We start from the raw sequence: 21,877 nt of genomic DNA on the forward strand, positions 1-21,877 counted from the left end.
CACCGCCCCACCCCCGTCGAACGCTTTTCGCCCCTCACTGCTGGTGCAGGCCCCGTCCCGCCAGCGACAGCATGACCTCGCCCACCGCCTCCGACAGCGTCGGATGCGCGTGGACGTGCTGTGCCACGTCCGCGGCCTCGGCGTCCCAGCCGACGACCAGCTGGCTCTCGGCGATCATCTCCGACACGTGCGGGCCCACCAGGTGGACGCCCAGCACCCGGCCGCCGTCCCGCTCGGCGACGACCTTCACCACCCCGCCCCGCCCGTGCACCATCCCCTTGGCCACGGCCGTCAGCGGCATGGAGTTGACGAGGACGTCGTGTCCCCGCTCGCGGGCCTCGGCCTCGGAGAGGCCGACCGCCGCCGTCTGCGGGCTGGAGTAGGTCACGCGTGGGACGGCCGTGTAGTCCACCGGCCGGGGCGTGAGGCCGGCGAGCGCCTCGGCGACCACCAGGCCCTCGGCGAACGAGGCGTGCGCGAGCCCCAGGGAGGGCGGCGGCAGCAGATCGCCCACCACGTGGACGCCGGGCACGGCCGTCTCCAGACGCGACCAGTCGGCGGGGGCGACGAACCCCCGGGCGTCCGTGGCCAGTCCGGCCGCCGCAAGCCCGAGGCCGTCGGTGACGGGCACGCGGCCCACGGCCACCAGCAGCCGGTCGGCCCGGACCTCGCGGACCTCGCCGCGCGCGGTGCGCAAGGTGGCCCGTACGCCGTCCTCGTGGGGCGTCGCCTCCTCCAGGCGCGCGCTCGTCTGGACGTCGATGCCGCGCTTCTTCAGGCCCCGCGTCAGATGGCGGCTCACCTCGGCGTCCTCCAGCGGCAGCAGCCGGTCGGCCGCCTCGACCAGCGTCACCTCGGCGCCCATCGAACGGTGCAGGGAGGCGTACTCGACCCCGATGGCACCGCCGCCCAGCACCAGCACCGAGCCCGGCAGCCCGGGCGCGAAGAGGGCGTCGTCGCTGGTGACGACCCGGGCACCGTCCGGCTGGAGGCCCGGCAGGGTCCGCGGCCGGGAACCGGTGGCGAGGACGATCCCGCGCCGGGCACGCCATGCCGTCCCCGCCTCGGCACCCGTCTCGACACGGACGGTGCGGGGGCCCGTCAGCGTCGCCGAACCTCGCACCACGCGCACTCCGGCGTGCGACAGGTGCCCCTCCACACCACGGTGGTTGCGGGAGACGATGTCGTCACGGGTCGCTGTCAGGGCCGCCCAGTCGACGGAGTCGAGGCTCGCCTTCACGCCCCAGCGCTCCCGCGCCTCCGCGATCCCGTCGACCAGCTCCGCGGCGTGCAGCATCGCCTTGCTCGGAATGCAGCCGCGGTGCAGGCACGTGCCGCCCACGAGGTCCCGCTCGGCCAGGACGACCTCGAGGCCGAGGGCGGCGGCGCGCAGCGCGGTGCTGTAGCCGCCGGTGCCGCCGCCGATAACGATGACATCTGTCTCATGCATGCCCTCACCCTCCTCCCAGCTGGGATGATGAGTCCAACGCAATGTCTCGATCGAGTCGATGAAGACTCTTCATGGGACGCTCGGGGGAGGGGGACCGCAGCCGATGAGCCTGCGTCAGATGGAGTACCTGGTCGCCGTGGTCGAGCACGCGTCCTTCACCCGGGCCGCCGAGACGCTCAACGTCACCCAGTCCGCGCTCTCCCACCAGGTCAAGGCGCTGGAACGGGAGGTCGGCGGGCCGCTCCTCGAACGCCTGCCGCGCGGCGTCGGGCTCACCCCCATGGGCCGCGCCTACCTCCCGCACGCCGAACGCGCCGTCCGCAGCGCCGGCCAGGCCCGGCGCGCCGCCCGGGCCGCCGCCGGAGCCGAGGGCGGCGAACTGCACATCGCCACGTTGCACGCGCTGGCCGTCGGCGTGCTGCCGCCGGTGTTCGCCCGCTGGCGGCGGGACGCCCCCGGCGTCCGGCTCCACCTGCACGAGTACGCGACCACCGAGGACCTGCGCGACGGCATGGAACGCGGCGTCGCCGACGTCGCCGTCGGTCCCCGCCCCGAGGCCTGGCCGGGCCCGGTCGTCCCGCTCGGCGAGGAGGAGATCGTCGTCGTCACCGCCACCGCGGACCCCCTCGCCGCGCGCACCACTCCCGTGCGCCTGTCCGAGCTCGCGGACCGCGCCTGGGTGCGCTGCGCCCTCGAACCGCTCGTCGAGGGGCGGCGCTGGCTGGACTGGGTCTGCGCCCGGCACGGCTTCGTCCCGCTCACGGCCCTGGAGACCGAGCACTCCTCCACCGCCGTGCGCATGGCGGCGGCGGGCGTCGGCATCGTCGCCGCCCCCACGCACCTCGCCCGGACGACGCAGGGCACGGTGGCCGTGCGCGTCGAGCCCGCCTGGCAGCGGGAGCAGACGGCCTTCTCCAGAGTGGAGCTGGCGGGCGCGGCGGCCGCGTTCGTCCGGCTCTGCGAGCAACTCGCCTTCGGGGCCCCGGCCGGCGTCGGAGGCCCCGCGTGACCGCGCCGGCGGCGTGCGAGGCCGTCTGCCGCTGACCGCCCTCGTGGGCGGGGAGGCGTGGGGCCCGCCGCTCACCCCCGTGTCAGCAGGGCCACCGGCCACTCTCCCGACAGCGCCGACAGGGGCATCCGTCCCTCGTAGGTGCGCCCCGTGAGCAACTCCCGCCACGCGCCACCGCCCGGCAGCGGCACAGCCGTTCCGGCCGGGCCACCGCTTGCGGCGAGCCGGTGCGGAAGGCGGAGCACGGCGGTGACCACCTCGCCGGAGCGGGCGAAGGCCACGCAGTGGCCGGCCGCCGGGCCCAGCGCGGTCAGCGGTTCGTACGAGGAGCCGGGCCCGAACCACTCCGGGTGCGCGCGCCGCAGCCGCAGAGCGGTACGCGTGAGGTGGAGCTTCGCGGCCGACAGCCCCGTCGGCTCCAAGCCCGCGCCGCCTCCGCCCCCGTCCGCGCAGTCGTCCCCGCCGTCCTCGTCGCCGAAGCGGGGCGGGCGGCGGTTGTCGGGGTCGACGAGGGCGCGGTACACCCGCTCGGTGCCCATGTACAGGTCCGGGACGCCCGGCATGGTCAGATGCAGCAGCGCCGCACCGAGCACATGGGCCCGCACCCAGGGCCCCGTCTCCCGGGCCAGCGGTGCGAGGAGGCCGTACGGCGCCCCGCACGGGCCGGCCGCCACGAAGGCCCGCACCGCCTCCTCGTAGGCGGTGTCCGGCTCGGTCCACGTCGTCCACAGCGCCGCCTCGCGCACGCTCTTGAGCAGGGCGGGCTCCAGCCGCGCCGGCTCCGGGGCGCCCTCGCCGCCCAGCCCGAAGGCGGTCTGCCAGGCCACCCAGGCCACGTGCGGGTCGGGCGCGGGGGCGGCGGAGTGCAGACGGCCCATGAGCTCCGTCCAGCGGTCCGGGCACGCGCTCAGCGCGGCGATCCGCGCCCGCACGTCGGCGCTGCGCTTGGTGTCGTGGGTGGACAGCACCGTGCCCGTGGCCGGCCAGTCGCGTTGCAGACGCGCGCAGTAGGCGTGGAACTCCGCCGGGCCGACGGCCGGCCGCTGCGGGTCGCCGCCGACCTCGTTCGCCGACAGCAGGGGCACGTAGCGGTAGAAGGCCGTGTCCTCGACGGACTTGGCGCGCAGCGCGGAGGCGGTCTGGGCGAAACGGGCGCAGAAGTCGCGGTGGTCCGGACCGTCGCCGAGCCGTCCGAGCGCCGCGTCCCGGACGAACGTGACGACCGCGGCCTCCTCCGGCACGGCGAAGGCGGCGCGGGCCCCCTGCGCGGCCTCGTCCAGCATCGCCGCGTCCGCCGGCGCGGCCGGCCGGCCCGGCAGGGCGTACGGGCGGTAGACGGGCAGCCGCACGAGCGTCTCGCGCAGGGCGGTGCGCAGGGCCCAGGGGGCGTGGTCGCGCAGGTGGTGGGAGGCGTCGCAGATCCGCCCCGCGGTCCGGGCCAGCCGTTCGACCTCCGCGGCGAGCTCCCGGGTGACCACCCGGTGGGCGGCGCGGCGCACGGTCGAGGGCCAGTCGCCGCCGCGGTCGGGAGGGGCTCCGGTGAAGGCGCGGTAGGCGGCGGCCAGTTCCGCCGCGCCCTCCGGGTCGGTGAAGAGGCCGTCGAGGTGGCGCAGGGCGTCGTAGCCGGTGGTGCCCGCGACGGGCCAGCCGGCGGGCAGCCGTTCGTCCCCACCGAGGATCTTCTCCACGACCGTCCACCGCCCCCCGGTGGCCTCGTGGAGCCGGTCCAGATAGCCGGGCGGGTCGGCGAGCCCGTCGGGGTGGTCGACCCGCAGCCCGTCGAGGACGCCCTCGCGCAGCAGGGCGAGCACCGCGGCGTGGGTGTCGGCGAACACCGCGGGGTCCTCGACACGCACGGCGATCAGCTCCGAAACGGTGAAGAAACGCCGGTAGTTCAGCTCGGTGCGGGCCAGGCGCCACCACGCGGGCCGGTACCACTGGGCGTCCAGCAGCTCGGGCAGCGGCAGCTGCTCGGTGCCGGGGCGCAGGGGCAGGACGTGGTCGTGGTAGCGCAGGGCGCCGTCGGTGACGGTGAAGCGCTCCAGCTCCTCGCCGAGCGGTCCGGCCAGTACCGGCAGCAGCACCTTGCCGCCGTGTTCGGCCCAGTCGATGTCGAACCAGTGGGCGAAGGGCGAGGCCGGGCCGTCGCGCAGCACCTCCCACAGCGGCCGGTTGAGCCGCTCGGGCGCGGGCACGGCCATGTGGTTCGGCACGATGTCGAGGATCAGCCCGAGCCCGTGCGCGTGCGCCGTGCGGGCGAGCGCGCGCAGGCCCTCCTCGCCGCCCAGCTCGGCCCGTACGGTCGTGTGGTCGACGACGTCGTAGCCGTGGGCCGAGCCGGGGACGGCCTCCAGGACCGGGGAGAGATGCAGGTGGGACACCCCGAGCGCGGCGAGGTGCGGCACGGCGCGCTCGGCGGCGGCGAAGGGGAAGGCGGGCTGGAGCTGCAGCCGGTAGGTGGCGGTGGGCGGGGCGGACCTCTCACGCTTCACGGGAACATGCGTACCCGCTAGGTGCGCCCCGCATGACGGCCGAGTGCCGGATCCGTTCCCTACAGGGGCCGCTGGAGCACCGCCAGGCTCCGGCCCGTGAGCGTCAGCCGGTCGCCGGCCTGCACCTTCGGGCCGTCGGCCGTCACGCCGTCGGCCCGCGCGGTGTCGAGGACGATCTGCCACTGCCGGCCGTGGTCGACGGGCACGACGAAGTCGAGCGGCTGGTCGTGCGCGTTGAACATCAGCAGGAAGGAGTCGTCGACGATCGGCTCGCCGCGCGGCCCCGGCTCGGAGATCGCGCCGCCGTTGAGGAAGACCGTCAGGGACTTGGCGTGGGCGGCCTGCCAGTCGCCGTCCCGCATCTCCTCCCCCTCCGGAGTGAACCAGGCGATGTCCGACAAATCATCTCCCGTCCCCTGAATGGGGCGTCCGTGGAAGAAGCGCCGGCGCCGGAAGACGGGGTGGTCGCGGCGGAGCCAGACCAGGGAACGGGTGAAACGCAGCATCCGGCGCGCCGTCGCGGAGGACTCGTCCGCCGTGCTGGGCCAGCGCACCCAGGACAGTTCGTTGTCCTGGCAGTAGGCGTTGTTGTTGCCGTGCTGGGTGCGGGCGAATTCGTCGCCGTGGCTGAGCATCGGCACGCCCTGCGACAGCATCAGGGTGGCGATGAAGTTGCGCATCTGCCGCTCGCGCAGCTCGAGCACGGCCGGGTCGTCGCTCGCGCCCTCGGTCCCGCAGTTCCAGGAGCGGTTGTGGCTCTCGCCGTCCTGGTTGTGCTCGCCGTTGGCCTCGTTGTGCTTGTCGTTGTACGCGACGAGGTCGTGCAGGGTGAAGCCGTCGTGGCAGGTCACGAAGTTGACCGAGGCCAGCGGGCGCCTGCCGTCCTCCTGGTAGAGGTCGGAGGAACCGGTCAGGCGGGAGGCGAACTCGGCCAGGGTGGCCGGCTCGCCCCGCCACAGGTCCCGGCAGGTGTCCCGGAATTTGCCATTCCACTCCGTCCACAGCGGAGGGAAATTGCCCACCTGATAACCGCCGTCCCCCACGTCCCAGGGCTCGGCGATCAGCTTCACCTGGCTGACGACCGGGTCCTGCTGGACCAGGTCGAAGAACGACGAGAGCCGGTCCACCTCGTGGAACTGCCGCGCCAGCGTCGCCGCCAGATCGAAGCGGAAGCCATCCACCCGCATCTCGGTCACCCAGTACCGCAGCGAGTCCATGATGAGCTGGAGCACGTGCGGGCTGCGCATCAGCAGTGAATTGCCCGTGCCGGTGGTGTCCATGTAGTACCGCGGGTCGTCCGCCAGCCGGTAGTACGAGCAGTTGTCCAGCCCCCGGAAGGACAGCGTGGGCCCCAGGTGGTTGCCCTCGGCGGTGTGGTTGTAGACCACATCCAGAATCACCTCGATGCCCGCCGCGTGCAGGGCCCGCACCGCCGACTTGAACTCCAGCACCTGCTGACCCCGGTCGCCCCAGGACGCGTAGGCGTTGTGCGGGGCGAAGAAACCGATGGTGTTGTACCCCCAGTAGTTGGCCAGACCCGCGTCCACCAGCCGGTGGTCGTTGACGAACTGATGGACCGGCATCAGTTCGATCGCCGTGACCCCCAGCTCCGTCAGATGCTCGATCACCGCCGGGTGGGCGAGCGCCGCGTACGTCCCGCGCACCTCCTCCGGCAGCGCCGGGTGCAGCATCGTCAGGCCCTTCACATGGGCCTCGTAGATGACCGTCCGGTGGTAGTCCGTGCGCGGCAGCCTGTCGTCGCCCCAGTCGAAGTACGGATTGACCACGACCGAAGTCATCATGTGGGGCGCCGAGTCCATGTCGTTGCGCTTGTCGGGCCGCCCGAAGTGGTAGCCGTAGACCGCCTCGCCCCAGTCGACGGCTCCGCTCACCGCCTTCGCGTACGGGTCGAGCAGCAGCTTCGCGGAGTTGCACCGCTGCCCCCGCTCCGGCTCGTACGGGCCGTGCGCCCGGAAGCCGTAGCGCTGCCCCGGCATCACGCCGGGCAGATAGGCGTGGCGCACGAAGGCGTCGCTCTCGCGCAGTTCCACCGCCGTCTCCGAGCCGTCGTCGTGCAGCAGACACAGCTCGATCCGCTCGGCGGCCTCGGAGAAGACCGCGAAATTGGTGCCGGCGCCGTCGTAGGTGGCGCCGAGTGGGTACGCCTGTCCAGGCCAGACCTGCATGGGGTCGAGTGTTCCACTGTCGGCGGCTCTTTCCGCAGATCTTCCCGAAACGAACGTCCCCACCGCGCCCCGGGACTGGTCCAACCGGGTGAGAGCCACCCTTCTGGCTATGAATCAGCTCACGTCCCCCGCAGGGCCGTCGGACAACCGGCACGTTGGGACCGTCAGTTGGCTGACGGCCGGACGGACGCGGGTGCACCGCCTCCCGCGCGCACAGTACTCTGCCTTGATCGTTGGGACGGGGGCGGAAGGCGGTGCACTGGTGAGCTCGGGCGGGCTGGAACTGCCCCCTGGAGACGGCTGTCCGGAAGAGGACGGCGGGGCCGGCACACCACCGGGCGTGGTGTCCCTGGCGCGTCCGCGGGAAATCGGGGCTGAACTGGACTGGGACGCCGGTGCCTGGGGCGAGGTGCGCACCCGCGCCCGCCGTGCCGGGCGTGCCTACATCTGGCTGAATCTGGTCGAACAGCGACTGAGGGCCGTCGTCGCCGCCGTGCTGCGTCCGGTCTACGAGCCGGTGCACGGAGAGGAGGAGTGGGTCGTCGCCGCGGCCGGCCCCGCGGGCCAGGAGTGGGTGCAGCGCGCCGTGGCCGTACGGGAGGTGAGCCGCCGCAAGGGCTACCTGCTGGACCCGGCCGACGACAACGTCCTCAGCTTCCTCACCCTGCCGCAGCTGCGCGAGCTGCTCGTCCAGCACTGGCCCTGCTTCGAGCCGTACCTCGACGACCGCAGGGAACTCGAACTCGCGCTGGACGAGCTGGAGGTGGCCCGCAACGTCGTCTCCCGCAACCGGGCCCTGTCCCAGACCGTCCTCGCCCAGGCCGAGAGGGCCTCCGCGCGGCTGCTGGACATCCTCGGCAGCGGGCACGGCGCCGGGGCGTCCTCCGCCGACCGGCTGCCCATCGACGCCGTCGAGGACCTCGTGGGCGACCGCTACGCGGACGTCGTCGGCGTCCACCCGGACCGTGTGCGGCTCCAGCGGCAGCTGCCCGTCGAGGACCTCTTCGGCCGGGCCCGCCGCCTCGACGCGGTCGGCATAGGGCTGAACCTCCTGGTCCAGAACTACTCCGGGCGGCGGCTCGTCCGGCTCGCCGAGTCCGGCTGCCGGGCCCGGCTGCTCTTCCTCAACCCGGCCAGCAGCGCGGTGCGCCGCCGCGAGCGGGAACTGGGCATCAAGAAGGGCGAGATGAGCCGCTCGGTGGAGATGAACATCATGCACATGCGGCGGGTGCGGGACCGGCTGCGGGACACCGGCGCCTTCGAGATCCGCGTCTTCGACGAGACGCCCCGCTTCACCGCCTACCTCGTCAACGGCGACGGCTCCGACGGACTGGCTGTCGTGCAGTCCTACCTGCGCAAGGCGCGGGGCATGGAGTCGCCGGTCCTGGTGCTGCGGGGCCGGGGCCGGGACGTGCTCCGGGAGGGCGTCGACCAGGACGGCGGCCTCTTCGAGACCTACCGCGAGGAGTTCGAAGGGGTGTGGGCGGACTCCCGGTCGGTCTCGTGAAGCCCGCCCATGCCGGGCCGCAGCCGGTTCCGTTCGGGCCGCTGAATTGTCAGTGGGCTGTGCGACGCTGGGGAACCAGACGGGGGAAGCACCACCGAAGGGGGAACCGCCATGGGCTGGCACGAGGAGCCGCTGATCGGCTTCGACCTGGAGACGACGGGCACGGATCCGGCCCGGGCACGGATCGTCACGGCGGCGGTCCTGGAGACCAAGGGCGGCGAGGTGGTGGCGAGCCGGCTGTGGCTGGCCGACCCGGGCGTGCCGATCCCGGCCGAGGCGGCGGCCATCCACGGCGTCACGGACGAGCGGGCGGCCGCCGAGGGCAGGCCCGCCCGCGAGGTCGTGGACGAGATAGCGGCCGTCCTGACCGGCCACTGGTCGACGGGCGCGCCCGTCGTGGCGTACAACGCCGGCTTCGACCTCAGTCTCCTCACCGCCGAACTGCGGCGCCACCGGCTGCCCTCGCTCGGCGAGCGGCTGGACGACGGCCGCAAGACCGGGCCCGTCGTCGATCCGTACACCATCGACCGGGCCGTCGACCGCTACCGCAAGGGCCGGCGCACCCTCCAGGCCGTCTGCCGGGAGTACGGCGTGGTGCTCGACGACTGGCACGAGGCGGGGGCGGACGCCCTGGCGGCGGTCCGGGTGGCCCGGGCGCTGGCGGCGCGGCACGAGCGGATAGCCGGGGCCGCCCTGGAGGAGCTGCACCGCGACCAGATCCGGTGGTACGGGGAGTGGGCGGCCGGCTATCAGACGTGGCTGCGCGGCCAGGGCGACGCGGACGCGGTGGTGGACGGGGCCTGGCCGCTGCGCTGAGCCGGGCCGGCTTCCCCGCCGGCGACTGCGCCCCGTGAGAGGGAACCGGAGCGCGCCGGGGCTCAGAAGGGATACCACCGCACGGCCGGGTCACCGTCCCGCAGCGACGCGACCCGCCGGCGGAACTCCGCCAGCGCCGCCGGGTTGCCCGGGGCGTGCTGCGCCACCCAGGCGCAACTCGCCGTCTCCCGGGCCCCGCGCAGCACGGCGCAGCCCTCCCATTCCCGCACGTCCCAGCCGTAGGCGCGCACGAAGGCGGCATAGGCCTCCGGGTCCAGCCCGTACCGGTCCCGGCTGAGCGCCGTCACCACCAGGTCGTGCTCCCGCAGGTCCACGGCGAAGGTCTCCAGGTCCACCAGCACCGGGCCGTCGGGGCCGACGTGGACGTTGCGGGGCAGCGCGTCGCCGTGGATCGGCCCCGGCTCCAGGTGCGGCGTCAGCGCCGCGGTCGCCGCGGCGAAGCCGTCGCGGCGCTCACGCAGATAGTCCGCGTCAGCCGGGTCGACGGCGTCGCCGGCCAGCCGCAGCCAGCGCTCGACCCCGCCGAGGAGGTCGCGCCGGGGCAGGCCGAAGCCGGGCGCCGGCAGCGCGTGGAGGCGGCGCAGCAGCTTGGCCAGATCGGCGGGGGAGGCCGGGCGCACGGCCTGGGGGAGACGGTGCCAGAGCGTCACCGGGTGGCCGTCGGCGATCAGCACCTCGGAGGCGGCCGGCCGTACGGCGGGCACGCCGCAGTCCTCCAGCCAGGCGCCGACGCGCAGTTCACGGCGGGCGCGCGGGACGAGCGAGGCGTCCCGGCCCACCTTGGCGACCAGGCCGCCGACGGCGAAGACCGCGTTCTCGCCGAGCGCCAGCAGCTCCGCGTCCGCGGCGGACCCGGCCGCGTCCGTCAGGGCGAGCAGCGCCCGTGCCCGCTGCTCCGTGAATGCCGCGTCCACCACGTCGTCCCTACCGCCCCTCGTCCACCCCCGGGATCCGTCCCGGGCCGATCACCGCCCACCGTACCTTCGGCCTCGGGGGTGACCCCTGGTACGGTCCCGTGCCAACGGCCGCCGTGCCCTGCCCCCACGGGGCACGGCGGCCGACCCATGGCTAGGCTCCTGTAAACGATCACGTGAGAGGAGTCCACCCGTGACCACCGCGATGCTCGGCTTTGCTCTGTTCTCCCTCCTGGTGACCATGGCCCCCGGCCCCGACACCCTGCTCGTCCTGCGCAACTGTCTTCGCGGCGGCCGCCGTACGGGGAGCGCCACGGCTCTCGGTGCGGCCGTCGGTTCGCTCGCCTGGGGTGTGGCCGCGGCCTTCGGCCTGGCGGCGGCGCTCCAGCGGTGGGACGCGGCCTTCACCGTCGTGCGTCTGGCCGGCGCGGCCTACCTGGTCTTCCTCGGGGCGCAGGCGCTGTGGGCCCAGCGCCGCGCCGCGCGAGCCGCCGCCGGGCCGCAGGAGGCGTACGGGGCGCAGGAGCCGGCGGGCCGGGCGCCCGGCCTGGGTGAGGCGTTCCGGCAGGGACTGCTGAGCTGCCTGCTCAACCCCAAGGTGGGGGTCTTCTTCGTGGCCGTGGTGCCGCAGTTCCTGCCCGAGGGCGGCTCGCCGCTGGGGGCGACGCTGCTCTTCGGCGTGGTGGACGCGGTCATCGCCGCTGCGTGGATGCTGCTGGTCGCGGTGTGCGCCGCCCGCATGCTGACCTGGCTGCGGCGCCCCCGCGTCCACCGCAACCTGGAACGCGCCACGGGCGGGGTGCTGGTGGCCCTGGGCGTCGGAACGGCGGCGGAGTCGGTCTGAGGGGCCGGTCCCGTCTCCTTCGCCGGGCGGTGGCGCCCGCGGCTACGCGGTGAAGTCCGCGGCGTGGTCCTCCGCCCACGTCGTGAACGAGCGGGCCGGGTGGCCCGTCAGCTTCGCCACGGCGGCGGCGCCGGTGACGGGCAGCGGGACGCCCTCCGTCCGCCGCCACAGGTCGAGGAGCGTGTCGGCGAACGGCGCCGGCATGAACGCGGACACCTCCTGCTTCCACTCTTCCGGACTCACCACGTTGACCGTGATGGCGCGGCCCGTGACGTGGGCCAGCCGGTCGATCTGCTCCTCGAAGGTGAGGGACTCCGGCCCGGAGAGCTCGTACGCGGCACCGGCGAGAGCCGAGTCGGTGAGTACCGCGAGCGCCGCCTCCGCGAGGTCGGCCTCGTGGACGGCGTCGGAGTGGGCGGCGGGATGGGGGAGGTTCACCGAGCCCGTCGCCTTGATGGAGTGGGCCCAGCCGAGGGTGTTGGTGGCGAAGGAGCCCGGCCGCAGGAACGTCGACGTGAAGGGCGCTTCCGTGAGGGCCTGCTCGACCAGCAGGTGGGGCCGGCCGATCAGGTGCGAGGCGGCGTCCGGGAAGAGGGCCGCGACCGAGGACAGCAGCACGACGTGCTGGACGCCGGCCTGGGCGGCCTCCTCGACGAACGCGTCGATGTGCGCGGGCTCCGCGTAGAGGAAGACGGACGAGACGCCTTCCAGCGCCGCGGGGAAGGTCGAGGGATCGTCGAGCGCGCAGCGCACGACCTCCGTGCCGGCCGGCAGGCCGAGGTCGCCGGCCTCGCGGGAGGAGGCGCGGACGGCGTGGCCGCGGTCGTGGAGCAGGCCGATGAGGGCACGGGCGACTCGCCCGCGGCTGCCGGTGACGAGAATGGTCATGACGGAGGAAGTTCCTTCCGGATACGTAAAATGCTCAGATGGCGCATCGATTGCGTCATGCAAGGATTGTGTCGTGCGGAGATTGCGTCACGCAAGCAATTATCCGCCGGAGAAGGACGGACCCGGTGTCGAAGCGCACGGAGTTGCTGAAATGGATCGCCGACGAGAGCCGTCGGCACTACGCCGCCTGGACCGTGTTCAACCAGGCCCTCGCCGACCACCTGGGGGTGCACCCCACCGATCTGCAGTGCCTCAACCTGCTCTGCCTGGACGACGCCGAGCCGCAGACCACGGGCGGCATCGCCAAGCTGACGGGGCTGACCCCCGGGTCGGCCACCCGGCTCGTCGACCGGCTGGAGAAGGCCGGGCTCGTCGAACGCCGCACCGACCCCACCGACCGCCGGCGCGCCCTGGTGGTGCTGGCACCCGACGCCACGGCCCGGATCGGCGCCGCCTGGCAGGTCCCCGGAAACGCCTTCCGAGAGGTCCTCGCCGGCTACTCGGAGGAGGAGCTCACCGTCATCGGCGACTACCTCGGCAAGGTCACGGAGGTCGGCCGCGCCCAGGCCGAGCGGCTGGGCCGGGAGGGCCGCGCCTCCTGACACCCCCTCACGCGGGGCGCGCCACCGCGAGCTCCGGCGCCGCCACGGCCTGCTCGTAGCGCCGCACCAGCAGCGAGACCACCTCCGGCGCCGGACCCAGGACGTCCGCCAGGACGTCCGCGCCCGCCGCCCGCGCCCCCGAGACGATGCGGTCCGGCAGCCGCCCCGGCGCGAGCACGTACGGGGCCACGGCCACCCGCTCCACGCCCTCCGCGCGGAGCGCCCGGACCGCCTGCGCGGTGTCCGGTGCGGCGGCGGAGGCGAACGCGGGCCGCACGGCGCGCCAGCCGGTGCGCTGCCACCTGTGGGCGACGCCCGAGAGCACCGCCAGCGCCTCCGGGTCGGAGGACCCCGCCGACGCCAGGACGACTCCCGTCGCACCCCGGTCGGCGTCCCGCACCCCCGCCTCGCGGAGCCGCCGCTCCAGCGCGGCGACCAGCAGCTCCGAGGGGCCCAGCACACCGGCCCGGCGCACCGCCAGACCCGGCCGGCCCGCGACCGCGCGGGCGAGCGCGGCGGGCACGTCGCTCTTGGCGTGGAAGGCACGCGTCAGCAGGAGGGGAACCGCCACCACCTCCCGTACGCCCTCCGCCTCCAGCCGGGACAGCACCTGCCCCACGCCCGGCGCGCAGAAGTCCAGGAAGCCCACCTCGACGCGCAGTCCCGGCCGGCGTGCCGCGAGGGCCGCACGCAGCGCGGCCACCGTGGCGGCGTGCCGCGGATCACGGCTGCCGTGGGCGACGAGCAGCAGAGCCATGACCGCACCGCCTAGCGGGTCGCCAGCCCGCGGGCCCGCAGGACCCGGCGTTCGAGCGGGCTGAAGACTGCCAGGTCGATGGCGATGCCGACGAGGAGGATGAGGATGATCCCGAGGAGGACGCCGGGCATGTCCGAATCCGTCCGGGCGTTCTCAAGGTACTGGCCGAGCCCCAGGCCGAGTTCGGGTGAGGAGGCGATGAGTTCGGCGGCCATGAGGGAGCGCCAGGAGAAGGCCCAGCCTTGTTTGAGGCCGGCGACGTAGCCGGGGAGGGCGGCGGGCAGCAGGACGTGGCGGGTGCCGTGCAGACCGGTGGCGCCCATGGTGCGTCCGGCGCGGAGGTACAGGGGTGGCACCTGGTCGATGCCGGAGACGAGGCCGTTGGCGATGGAGGGCACGGCGCCGAGGAGGATGACGGCGTACATGGCGGTGTCGGTGATGCCGAGCCAGATGACGGCGGCGGGGACCCAGGCGACGGAGGGCAGTGACTGGAGGCCGGAGAGGAGGGGGCCGAGGGCGGCGCGCAGGAGGGGGAGGCGTGCGATGAGGAGGCCGAGGGGGGTGCCGAGGGCGAGGGCGGCGAGGAAGCCGAGCAGGCCGCGGGAGACGCTGGTCCAGATGATGTCGAACAGGGTGCCCTGGAGCCAGAGTTCGCGCAGGCTGCGCCAGACGGCGGTGGGGTCGGGGAGTTTGTAGTCGTCGGTGACGCCGGCGAGGACCAGCAGCTTCCAGACGGTGAGGACGAGGGCGACCGCGACGACGGGCGGCAGCACCTTGTGCAGCAGCACCTGCCGCAGTGGGGTGCGGCCGACCTGCACGGTGTCGAGCGCGTCGAGACCGGCCTCCAGTCCCGCGAGGTCCGGCTCGGTGGTCCGGGTGGTGTCAGTCGCGGCCATGGCGGCGGATCTCCTTGCGCAGTTCTTCGGTGATCTCGATCGACAGGTCGGCGACGGCGGTGTCCTCGATGCGGCGCGGTTGGGGGATGTCGACGGTCCATTCGCGCACGATCTTGCCGGGGCGGGAGGAGAGGAGGACGACGCGCTGGCCCAGGCGGACGGCTTCGCGGACGTTGTGGGTGACGAACAGGACGGACAGCCGGGTCTGGGACCAGACGCGGGTGAGCTCGTGGTGGAGGACGTCGCGGGTGATGGCGTCGAGGGCGGCGAAGGGTTCGTCCATGAGCAGCACGCGGCTGTCCTGGGCGAGGGCGCGGGCGAGGGCGACGCGCTGGCGCATGCCGCCGGAGAGCTCGTGGACGCGTTTGCCGTGGGAGCCGCCGAGGCGGACCAGGTCCAGCAACCTCTCGGCCTCGGTGCGGCGTTCGGTGCGGGGGACGCCGCGCAGCCGCAGGGCGAGTTCGATGTTGCGGCCGGCGGTCAGCCAGGGGAAGAGGGCGTGTTCCTGGAACATCAGGGCGGGACGGCCGCCGGGGACGTCGATGGTGCCGGAGGTGGGCCGGTCGAGCCCGGCGACCAGGTTGAGCAGGGTCGACTTGCCGCAGCCGGAGGCGCCCAGGATGCAGACGAATTCCCCCGGTCGCACGTCGAGGGAGATGTCCTCCAGCACCGGCTGTCCCCCGCCGGAACGGCCGAAGCCCTTGTGCACCCGGTCGATCCGGACGGCCGCCTGCGTCTCGTCGACGACGGGCTCGGTGGAGTTCTCGGTGGTCAGCGCCGGGGTCATCCGGTCACCTCCTGGTGTGCGGACGGGCATGCGAGCCCCTACTGCCGTGTACACGGTCACTGCCTGCCGAGCTTCGCTGCGTCGACCGGGGGCTTGCCCTCGGCCTTGAGCACCTTGTTGAGGAGGGTCAGGTCGTAGATGCCGGTCAGGTCCGGCTTGTCCAGCAGGCCCGCAGCGACGGCGTGCTCCGCCTGGGCGTCCAGGGTGGTGGCCAGCGGGTCGTCGGTCGTACGGATCGACTGCCACGCCGGGTCCAGGACGTCGGCGGGCAGGGCGGAGCCGCCCAGCTTCTTCAGGGCGGCGTTGGCCGATGCCTTGGCCTCGTCGGGGTGGGCGGCGATCCAGGCGTTGGTGCGCACCGAGCCCCGGAGTACTGCTTCCACCACGTCGGGGTGCTTGGCCAGGAACTTCTGCGACACGACCACGTTGGTGATGACGAACTTGCCGTCCGGCCAGAGCGAGCTCTCGTCCAGCAGCACCTTGCCGCCCTCGGCGACCAGTTTCGACGCCGTCGGCTCCGGCACCCACGCGCCGTCGACGGAACCCGACTTGAAGGCGTCCGGCGTCACCTTGTTGTCCGTCCGCACGACGGACACGTCGCCCTTGCCGCTCCGGGGGTCGGTCTTCCACCCCTGGCTCGCGATCCAGTTGAGGAAGGCCACGTCCTGGGTGTTGCCCTTCTGCGGCGTGGCGATCCGCTTGCCCTTGACGTCCTCCGGCGAGGTGATCTTCTTCGGGTCGACGACCAGCTTCACGCCGCCGGAGGCGGATCCGGAGACGATCCGCAGGTTCCCGCCCTTGGACTTGACGTAACCGTTGATCGCGGGAGACGGGCCGATCCAGCCGATGTCGATGGAGCCCGCGTTGAGCGCCTCGATCTCCGACGGCCCCGCGTTGAAGGTCGTCGCACGGAGCTTCGTGCCGCCCAGCTCCTTCTGGATGAGCCCCTCCTGGTCGCCGACCAGCGCGGTGGCGTGCGTGAGGTTGGGGAAGTAGCCGATGCGCACGGAGTCCGCGGACAGCTTCTCGCCGCTGACGGCCCGGGCCCTGGCGGGGGACGTGTTCGAGTCCTTCTGGGAGCCGTAGCCGCAGGCGCTCAGGGCGCCGGTAAGGAGGGGGACGGCGGCGAGTGCCGCGAGGGCTCGGCGAGCGGCAGGTGACACGAGGGGGGTTCCTCTCGTTCGAGGGGACTGCGGGAGGCGGGCGAGCGGTGGGCGGGCGTCAGCGCGCACATCGGCCGACCCCGCCCTGTCCGCTGCCCAGGGAGCCGCTGCCGATCCGGCCCCCCTCCTTGTCGAAGGCCGAGAAGAAGTCCCGCGTCACCGATGCCATGTCAGAAGTCCCACTCGCCGTCGGTGCTCACGGGCGCGGCCGGGGCGGCGAACGACGTGCCCGCCATGCCCGCTGTCAGTGTGGTGCCGTCGGTGGGGTCGATGAGGAGGAAGGAGCCGGTGTGGCGGGAGTTGGTGTAGGGGTCGAGGGCGAGGGGTTCGGAGGTGCGGAGGGTGATACGGCCGATGTCGTTGGCCGTGAGGTGGGTGGGGTGGGGGGTGTGGGTGAGGTCGTCAAGGCTCAGGCGTGAGGGGAGGTCCTTCACGATCGCTTTGACGGTGCGGGTGGTGTGTTTGAGCAGGACACGATCACCGGTGCGCAGGGGGCGGTCGGCGAGGTGGCAGACGGTGGCCTCGATATCGCGGGTGGTGGGGGGTGCGCTGGTGGTGGGGGTGATGAGGTCGCCGCGGGAGATGTCGAGGTCGTCGGCGAGCCGTAGGGTCACAGACTGGGGCGCCCAGGCCAGATCGACGCTGGTGCCCAGGGCGTCGATGGCGGTGATGGTGCTGGTACGGCCGCTGGGCAGGACAGCGACCCGGTCGCCGACGCGGAAGACGCCGCAGGCGATCTGGCCGGCGTAGCCGCGGTAGTCGCGGTGCCCGGGGGTCTGGGGGCGGATGACGTACTGGACGGGAAAACGGGCCGCGCTGGTGGTGGGGTCGGTGCCGACGGGCACGCTCTCCAGGTGTTCGAGCACGGTGGGCCCGCCGTACCAGTCCATGTGCGCGGAGGGGACCACCACGTTGTCCCCCGCGAGCGCGGAGACCGGGATGGCGGTGACCTCCCCGATACCCAGCCGGCTCGCGTAGGCGGTGAACTCCCCCGCGATCGCGGCGAAGACGGACTCGGCGTAACCGACCAGATCCATCTTGTTCACGGCCAGCACCACATGGGGAACCCGCAGCAAAGCCGCGACAGCCGCGTGACGGCGGGTCTGCTCGACCACCCCGTTGCGGGCGTCGACCAGGACCACGGCAAGCCCTGCGGTGGAGGCGCCGGTGACCATGTTGCGCGTGTACTGCACATGCCCGGGCGTGTCGGCCAGGATGAAACGCCGCCGCGGGGTGGCGAAGTAGCGGTGGGCGACGTCGATGGTGATGCCCTGCTCACGCTCCGCCCGCAGCCCGTCCGTCAGCAACGCCAGATCAGGTGCGGCCGCACCGCGGTGGCGCGAGGCGCGTTCGACGGCGTCAAGCTGGTCGGCCAGAACCGACTTCGAGTCATGCAACAGCCGGCCCACCAGGGTGGACTTGCCGTCGTCGACGGAGCCGGCGGTGGCGAACCGCAGCAGCGAAGCAGCCGCCAGGCCCACCATGTCGGTGGTGGTCATGATCAGAAATACCCCTCGCGCTTGCGGTCCTCCATCGCGGCCTCCGACAGCTTGTCGTCGGCCCGGGTGGCACCCCGCTCGGTCAGCCGGGACGCCGTGATCTCAGCGATCACCGCCTCGATCGTGACCGCGTCGGAATCCACCGCCCCGGTGCAGGACATGTCACCGACCGTGCGATACCGCACCAGCCGCCGCTCCACCCGCTCACCCTCGCGCGGACCACCCCACCCGCCCGGCGCCAGCCACATCCCCTCCCGCGCGAACACCTCACGCTCATGCGCGAAGTAGATCGACGGCAACTCGATCTTCTCCCGGGCGATGTACTGCCACACATCCAGCTCGGTGAAGTTCGACAACGGAAACACCCGCACATGCTCCCCCGGCGCGTGCCGGCCGTTGTAGAGCTGCCACAGCTCCGGACGCTGCCGCCGCGGATCCCAGCCACCGAACTCGTCCCGCAGCGAGAACACCCGCTCCTTCGCCCGCGCCTTCTCCTCGTCCCGCCGCCCGCCACCGAAGACCGCATCGAAACGATGCCGCCCGATCGCCTCCAGCAACGGCACCGTCTGCAAGGGATTACGCGTACCGTCCCCCCGCTCACGCAACCGGCCGTCATCGATGAACTCCTGCACCGACGCCACATGCAGCCGCAACCCGTGCTCGGCCACCACCCGGTCCCGATACGCCAGGACCTCGGGAAAGTTGTGCCCGGTATCCACGTGCAACAACGCGAACGGCACCGCCGCCGGCGCGAACGCCTTCAACGCCAGATGCAGCATGACGATCGAGTCCTTACCACCGGAAAACAACATCACCGGCCGCTCGAACTCACCCGCCACCTCCCGAAAGACATGCACCGCCTCCGACTCCAGCACATCCACATGCGACAACACGTAAGGCCTGCCCCGCGACCACGGTCATATCAACCCCCGCTCGCTCAACAAAACGTGCAGCGCCGCCACCGACTCCTCAACACCCTGCTCATGGGCGGCGATCCGCAGGTCCGGGGCCACCGGCACCTCATACGGATCGTCCACCCCCGTCAGACCCGACAACCGCCCCGCCGCCTGCCGCGCGTACAAGCCCTTCACATCCCGCACCGCGCACACCTCCACCGGCGTCGCCACATGCACCTCCACGAACCCGGTGCCCCGCACCCGGTGACGCTCACGCACCGCCTCCCGCGCATCCGCATACGGCGCGATCACCGGAACCAGCACCAGCACCCCATGCGAGGCCAACAACTGCGCCACAAAACCGATCCGCTCCACGTTCACGAACCGGTCCTCACGCGAGAAACCCAGACCCGCGGAGAGGAACTCACGGACCTCGTCCCCGTCCAGCACCTCCACCCGCCCACCCACACCACGCAACCGCCCCGCCAACGCACGCGCGATCGTCGTCTTCCCCGCACTCGGCAGGCCCGTGAGCCACACGGTGGCGCCCACGCTCATGTCGTACTCCCTGTCATCCGTGCAGTCCGCACTCGGTCTTGGCCCGGCCGGCCCAGCGTCCGGCCCGGGTGTCCTCGCCCTCACGCACCGCGCGGGTGCAAGGAGCGCAGCCGATGGAGGTGTAGCCCTCCATCAGCAGGGGGTTGGTGAGCACGCCGTGCTCGGTGACGTAGGCGTCCACGTCGTCCTGGGTCCAGCGGGCGATGGGGGAGACCTTGACCTTCCGCCGCCGCGCGTCCCAGCCGACGACCGGCGTGCCGGCCCTGGCCGGCGACTCGTCGCGCCGCAGGCCCGTCGCCCAGGCGTCGTAGGAGGCCAGCCCCTCGTCCAGGGGCCGCACCTTCCGCAGCGCGCAGCACAGGTCCGGGTCGCGGTCGTGGAGCGCCGGTCCGTACTCGGCGTCCTGTTCGGCGACGCTCTGCCGGGGCGTGAGCGTGACGAGCCGGACGTCCATGACGGCCGCGACGGCGTCCCGGGTGCCGAGGGTCTCGGGGAAGTGGTAGCCGGTGTCCAGGAAGACCACGTCGATGCCCGGGACGGCCCGCGAGGCGAGGTGGGCGACCACCGCGTCCTCCATGGAGGAGGTGACGCACAGGCGCTCCCCGAAGGTCTCGGCCGCCCAGCGCAGGATGTCCGTCGCCGGTGCGTCCTCCAGTTCCCGGCCCGCCCGCTCGGCCAGTCGCTCAAGGTCCGTCATGGTCCGCCCCCTTGGTCAGGCCCCGGGCGAGGAGCCCGAGGAAGGAAAGCTTGAACGCGCGGTTGCAGGCCCCGCATTCCCAGGCGCCGTGGCCCTGCTCGCCGGGGCGGAGGTCCTCGTCACCGCAGTACGGGCAGTGGAAGGGCGCCGCACGCTCGCTCACGAGAGGTCTCCTTCCGCGGCCCGCGCCACCCACTGCGCGAACCGTTCGCCGTCCGTGCGCTGCTCCTGGAAGCGTCGCAGCACCCGCTCGACGTAGTCGGGCAGCTCCGCCGACGTGACCTTCAGACCGCGGACCTTGCGTCCGAACCCGGCCTCGAGTCCGAGGGCACCGCCCAGGTGCACCTGGAAGCCCTCGACCTGGTGCCCGTGGTCGTCCAGGACCAGCTGGCCCTTGAGACCGATGTCCGCGACCTGGATGCGGGCGCAGGCGTTGGGGCAGCCGTTGACGTTGATGGTGAGCGGCTCGTCGAAGTCCGGCAGGCGCCGCTCCAGTTCGTCGATCAGGGAGGCGCCGCGGGCCTTGGTCTCGACGATGGCGAGCTTGCAGAACTCGATGCCCGTGCAGGCCATGGTGCCGCGCCGGAACGGGGAGGGCGCGATCCGCAGGTCCAGCGCCTCCAGGCCCGCGACCAGCGAGGCGACCTGTGCCTCGGGTACGTCGAGCACGATCATCTTCTGTTCGGCGGTGGTGCGCAGCCGGCCGGAGCCGTGGTCCTCGGCCAGCGCCGCGATCTTGGTCAGGGTGGCGCCGTCGACCCGGCCGACGCGCGGGGCGAAGCCCACGTAGAAGCGGCCGTCCTGCTGCCGGTGCACGCCCACGTGGTCGCGCCACCGCTCCACCGGCTGCTCGGGGGCCGGGCCGTCGGTGAGCGGGCGGCGGAGGTACTCCTCCTCCAGCACGCGGCGGAACTTCGGGGCTCCCCAGTCGGCGACGAGGAACTTCAGCCGGGCGCGGTTGCGCAGTCTGCGGTAGCCGTGGTCGCGGAAGACCGAGATGACGGCCTCGTAGACGTCGGGCACCTCGTCCAGGGGCACCCAGGCCCCCAGCCGCACCCCGAGCCTGGGGTTGGTGGACAGCCCGCCGCCCACCCACAGGTCGAAGCCGGGACCGTGCTCGGGGTGCACGACGCCGACGAACGAGACGTCGTTGATCTCGTGCGCCACGTCGAGCAGCGGGGATCCGGACACGGCCGACTTGAACTTGCGCGGCAGGTTGGAGAAGGCCGGGTTGCCGACGACGCGGCGCTGGATCTCCTCGATCGCCGGGGTGCCGTCCAGGATCTCGTCCTCGGCGATCCCCGCGACCGGCGAGCCGAGGACGACCCGTGGGGTGTCGCCGCACGCCTCGGTCGTCGACAGGCCCACCGCCTCCAGCCGCCGCCAGATCTCGGGCACGTCCTCGATGCGGATCCAGTGGTACTGGATGTTCTGACGGTCCGTGATGTCGGCGGTGCCGCGCGCGAACTCCTGCGACACCTCGCCGACGACCCGCAGCTGATCGGTCGTCAGCCGGCCGCCGTCTATCCGCACCCGCAGCATGAAGTGCTCGTCGTCCAGCTCCTCCGGCGCCAGGACCGCGGTCTTGCCGCCGTCGATGCCGGGCTTGCGCTGGGTGTACAGGCCCCACCAGCGCATCCGGCCGCGCAGGTCGCTCGGGTCGATGGAGTCGAAGCCGCGCTGGGCGTAAATCGTCTCAATGCGTGTCCGCACGTTGAGACCGTCGTCGTCCTTCTTGACCTGCTCGTTGGCGTTGAGAGGGGTGAAGTGGCCGGCGGCCCACTGCCCTTCGCCCCGGTGGCGGCCGGTCTTGCGCCGGGGTGCGGCGGCGACGGGGGTTTCCGAGGTGGCGGCCATGGCGGTACGTCCTTCTGTGGCGGCGAGTGCCCGATGCG

Annotated in this window: 20 protein-coding genes; 5 read left to right on the forward strand and 15 right to left on the reverse strand. The window is 73.0% G+C overall.

Annotated features, from left to right (window positions below; all coding sequences use genetic code 11):
* Nucleotides 1-34: 34 nt before the first annotated feature.
* Entirely contained in the window at nucleotides 35-1,450 is a 1,416-nt protein-coding gene (lpdA, locus tag CYQ11_RS24770) for a dihydrolipoyl dehydrogenase (protein ID WP_099202537.1), read from the reverse strand.
* A gap of 103 nt (nucleotides 1,451-1,553) precedes the next feature.
* Between lpdA and CYQ11_RS24775 the strand changes: the two genes are divergently transcribed.
* Nucleotides 1,554-2,459 carry a LysR family transcriptional regulator gene (locus CYQ11_RS24775; RefSeq protein WP_099202538.1) on the forward strand — a complete coding sequence of 302 codons (906 nt, stop codon included), beginning with the start codon at nucleotides 1,554-1,556 and terminating at the stop codon, nucleotides 2,457-2,459.
* Nucleotides 2,460-2,530: 71 nt separating this feature from the next.
* Here CYQ11_RS24775 and treY read toward each other — a convergent pair whose 3' ends face one another.
* Entirely contained in the window at nucleotides 2,531-4,951 is a 2,421-nt protein-coding gene (gene treY, locus CYQ11_RS24780; protein WP_099202539.1) for a malto-oligosyltrehalose synthase, read from the reverse strand.
* Nucleotides 4,952-5,010: 59 nt separating this feature from the next.
* Nucleotides 5,011-7,137, reverse strand: coding sequence for a glycogen debranching protein GlgX (gene glgX, locus CYQ11_RS24785; protein ID WP_099202540.1), 2,127 nt, complete (start codon nucleotides 7,135-7,137; stop codon nucleotides 5,011-5,013).
* Between the two features lie 262 nt (nucleotides 7,138-7,399).
* Here glgX and CYQ11_RS24790 point away from each other — a divergent pair, with 262 nt between their 5' ends.
* Nucleotides 7,400-8,644 carry a DUF5919 domain-containing protein gene (locus CYQ11_RS24790; RefSeq protein WP_099202541.1) on the forward strand — a complete coding sequence of 415 codons (1,245 nt, stop codon included), beginning with the start codon at nucleotides 7,400-7,402 and terminating at the stop codon, nucleotides 8,642-8,644.
* Between the two features lie 111 nt (nucleotides 8,645-8,755).
* Nucleotides 8,756-9,460, forward strand: a complete 705-nt coding sequence (locus CYQ11_RS24795; protein ID WP_099202542.1) for a 3'-5' exonuclease — start codon at nucleotides 8,756-8,758, stop codon at nucleotides 9,458-9,460.
* A 62-nt stretch (nucleotides 9,461-9,522) separates the two neighbouring features.
* On the opposite strand, the gene CYQ11_RS24800 is transcribed toward CYQ11_RS24795, so the two are convergent.
* Nucleotides 9,523-10,395 carry a phosphotransferase enzyme family protein gene (locus CYQ11_RS24800; RefSeq protein ID WP_099202871.1) on the reverse strand — a complete coding sequence of 291 codons (873 nt, stop codon included), beginning with the start codon at nucleotides 10,393-10,395 and terminating at the stop codon, nucleotides 9,523-9,525.
* Between the two features lie 193 nt (nucleotides 10,396-10,588).
* Here CYQ11_RS24800 and CYQ11_RS24805 point away from each other — a divergent pair, with 193 nt between their 5' ends.
* Complete coding sequence (locus CYQ11_RS24805; protein ID WP_099202543.1) at nucleotides 10,589-11,239, forward strand: LysE family translocator; 651 nt, start codon at nucleotides 10,589-10,591, stop codon at nucleotides 11,237-11,239.
* A 42-nt stretch (nucleotides 11,240-11,281) separates the two neighbouring features.
* On the opposite strand, the gene CYQ11_RS24810 is transcribed toward CYQ11_RS24805, so the two are convergent.
* Entirely contained in the window at nucleotides 11,282-12,127 is an 846-nt protein-coding gene (locus CYQ11_RS24810; protein ID WP_099202544.1) for an NmrA family NAD(P)-binding protein, read from the reverse strand.
* Between the two features lie 125 nt (nucleotides 12,128-12,252).
* Here CYQ11_RS24810 and CYQ11_RS24815 point away from each other — a divergent pair, with 125 nt between their 5' ends.
* Entirely contained in the window at nucleotides 12,253-12,729 is a 477-nt protein-coding gene (locus tag CYQ11_RS24815; RefSeq protein WP_240003692.1) for a MarR family winged helix-turn-helix transcriptional regulator, read from the forward strand.
* Between the two features lie 7 nt (nucleotides 12,730-12,736).
* On the opposite strand, the gene CYQ11_RS24820 is transcribed toward CYQ11_RS24815, so the two are convergent.
* The 10 genes from CYQ11_RS24820 to CYQ11_RS24865 all read right to left on the reverse strand — a co-directional run bounded on the left by CYQ11_RS24820 (nucleotide 12,737) and on the right by CYQ11_RS24865 (nucleotide 21,839).
* Nucleotides 12,737-13,486 carry a sirohydrochlorin chelatase gene (locus CYQ11_RS24820; RefSeq protein ID WP_099202546.1) on the reverse strand — a complete coding sequence of 250 codons (750 nt, stop codon included), beginning with the start codon at nucleotides 13,484-13,486 and terminating at the stop codon, nucleotides 12,737-12,739.
* 11 nt (nucleotides 13,487-13,497) lie between these two features.
* Nucleotides 13,498-14,382 carry an ABC transporter permease gene (locus tag CYQ11_RS24825; RefSeq protein WP_099202547.1) on the reverse strand — a complete coding sequence of 295 codons (885 nt, stop codon included), beginning with the start codon at nucleotides 14,380-14,382 and terminating at the stop codon, nucleotides 13,498-13,500.
* Nucleotides 14,369-15,169 (reverse strand): ABC transporter ATP-binding protein, encoded by an 801-nt coding sequence (locus CYQ11_RS24830; RefSeq protein WP_099202548.1) that lies wholly within the window; start codon nucleotides 15,167-15,169, stop codon nucleotides 14,369-14,371. Before CYQ11_RS24830 ends, CYQ11_RS24825 begins: the two co-directional genes overlap by 14 nt.
* A gap of 56 nt (nucleotides 15,170-15,225) precedes the next feature.
* Nucleotides 15,226-16,332, reverse strand: a complete 1,107-nt coding sequence (locus CYQ11_RS24835; RefSeq protein WP_099202549.1) for an aliphatic sulfonate ABC transporter substrate-binding protein — start codon at nucleotides 16,330-16,332, stop codon at nucleotides 15,226-15,228.
* Nucleotides 16,333-16,502: 170 nt separating this feature from the next.
* Nucleotides 16,503-17,831 (reverse strand): sulfate adenylyltransferase subunit 1, encoded by a 1,329-nt coding sequence (locus tag CYQ11_RS24840; protein WP_099202550.1) that lies wholly within the window; start codon nucleotides 17,829-17,831, stop codon nucleotides 16,503-16,505.
* A 2-nt stretch (nucleotides 17,832-17,833) separates the two neighbouring features.
* Nucleotides 17,834-18,724, reverse strand: coding sequence for a sulfate adenylyltransferase subunit CysD (gene cysD / locus CYQ11_RS24845; RefSeq protein ID WP_104651087.1), 891 nt, complete (start codon nucleotides 18,722-18,724; stop codon nucleotides 17,834-17,836).
* Between the two features lie 24 nt (nucleotides 18,725-18,748).
* Nucleotides 18,749-19,285, reverse strand: a complete 537-nt coding sequence (gene cysC, locus CYQ11_RS24850) for an adenylyl-sulfate kinase (protein WP_099202552.1) — start codon at nucleotides 19,283-19,285, stop codon at nucleotides 18,749-18,751.
* A 13-nt stretch (nucleotides 19,286-19,298) separates the two neighbouring features.
* Nucleotides 19,299-19,982 (reverse strand): phosphoadenylyl-sulfate reductase, encoded by a 684-nt coding sequence (locus CYQ11_RS24855; RefSeq protein WP_099202553.1) that lies wholly within the window; start codon nucleotides 19,980-19,982, stop codon nucleotides 19,299-19,301.
* A complete protein-coding gene (locus tag CYQ11_RS24860) occupies nucleotides 19,969-20,145 on the reverse strand; it encodes a hypothetical protein (protein WP_099202554.1) in 177 nt (58 codons plus the stop codon). Before CYQ11_RS24860 ends, CYQ11_RS24855 begins: the two co-directional genes overlap by 14 nt.
* Nucleotides 20,142-21,839, reverse strand: coding sequence for a nitrite/sulfite reductase (locus CYQ11_RS24865; RefSeq protein WP_099202555.1), 1,698 nt, complete (start codon nucleotides 21,837-21,839; stop codon nucleotides 20,142-20,144). Before CYQ11_RS24865 ends, CYQ11_RS24860 begins: the two co-directional genes overlap by 4 nt.
* Between the last annotated feature and the right edge of the window lie 38 nt (nucleotides 21,840-21,877).

Source organism: Streptomyces cinnamoneus (assembly GCF_002939475.1).
In the GTDB taxonomy this organism is placed as follows: domain Bacteria; phylum Actinomycetota; class Actinomycetes; order Streptomycetales; family Streptomycetaceae; genus Streptomyces; species Streptomyces cinnamoneus_A.

What these genes read in the sequence shown, in the direction of transcription:
- CYQ11_RS24795 (WP_099202542.1), top strand. Translation starts at nt 8,756, where the DNA reads ATGGGCTGGCACGAGGAGCCGCTGATCGGCTTCGACCTGGAGACGACG.
- CYQ11_RS24825 (WP_099202547.1), bottom strand. Translation starts at nt 14,382, where the DNA reads ATGGCCGCGACTGACACCACCCGGACCACCGAGCCGGACCTCGCGGGA.
- CYQ11_RS24830 (WP_099202548.1), bottom strand. Translation starts at nt 15,169, where the DNA reads ATGACCCCGGCGCTGACCACCGAGAACTCCACCGAGCCCGTCGTCGAC.
- glgX (WP_099202540.1), bottom strand. Translation starts at nt 7,137, where the DNA reads ATGCAGGTCTGGCCTGGACAGGCGTACCCACTCGGCGCCACCTACGAC.
- CYQ11_RS24775 (WP_099202538.1), top strand. Translation starts at nt 1,554, where the DNA reads ATGAGCCTGCGTCAGATGGAGTACCTGGTCGCCGTGGTCGAGCACGCG.
- CYQ11_RS24810 (WP_099202544.1), bottom strand. Translation starts at nt 12,127, where the DNA reads ATGACCATTCTCGTCACCGGCAGCCGCGGGCGAGTCGCCCGTGCCCTC.
- CYQ11_RS24855 (WP_099202553.1), bottom strand. Translation starts at nt 19,982, where the DNA reads ATGACGGACCTTGAGCGACTGGCCGAGCGGGCGGGCCGGGAACTGGAG.
- CYQ11_RS24865 (WP_099202555.1), bottom strand. Translation starts at nt 21,839, where the DNA reads ATGGCCGCCACCTCGGAAACCCCCGTCGCCGCCGCACCCCGGCGCAAG.
- CYQ11_RS24820 (WP_099202546.1), bottom strand. Translation starts at nt 13,486, where the DNA reads ATGGCTCTGCTGCTCGTCGCCCACGGCAGCCGTGATCCGCGGCACGCC.
- CYQ11_RS24840 (WP_099202550.1), bottom strand. Translation starts at nt 17,831, where the DNA reads ATGACCACCACCGACATGGTGGGCCTGGCGGCTGCTTCGCTGCTGCGG.
- lpdA (WP_099202537.1), bottom strand. Translation starts at nt 1,450, where the DNA reads ATGCATGAGACAGATGTCATCGTTATCGGCGGCGGCACCGGCGGCTAC.
- cysC (WP_099202552.1), bottom strand. Translation starts at nt 19,285, where the DNA reads ATGAGCGTGGGCGCCACCGTGTGGCTCACGGGCCTGCCGAGTGCGGGG.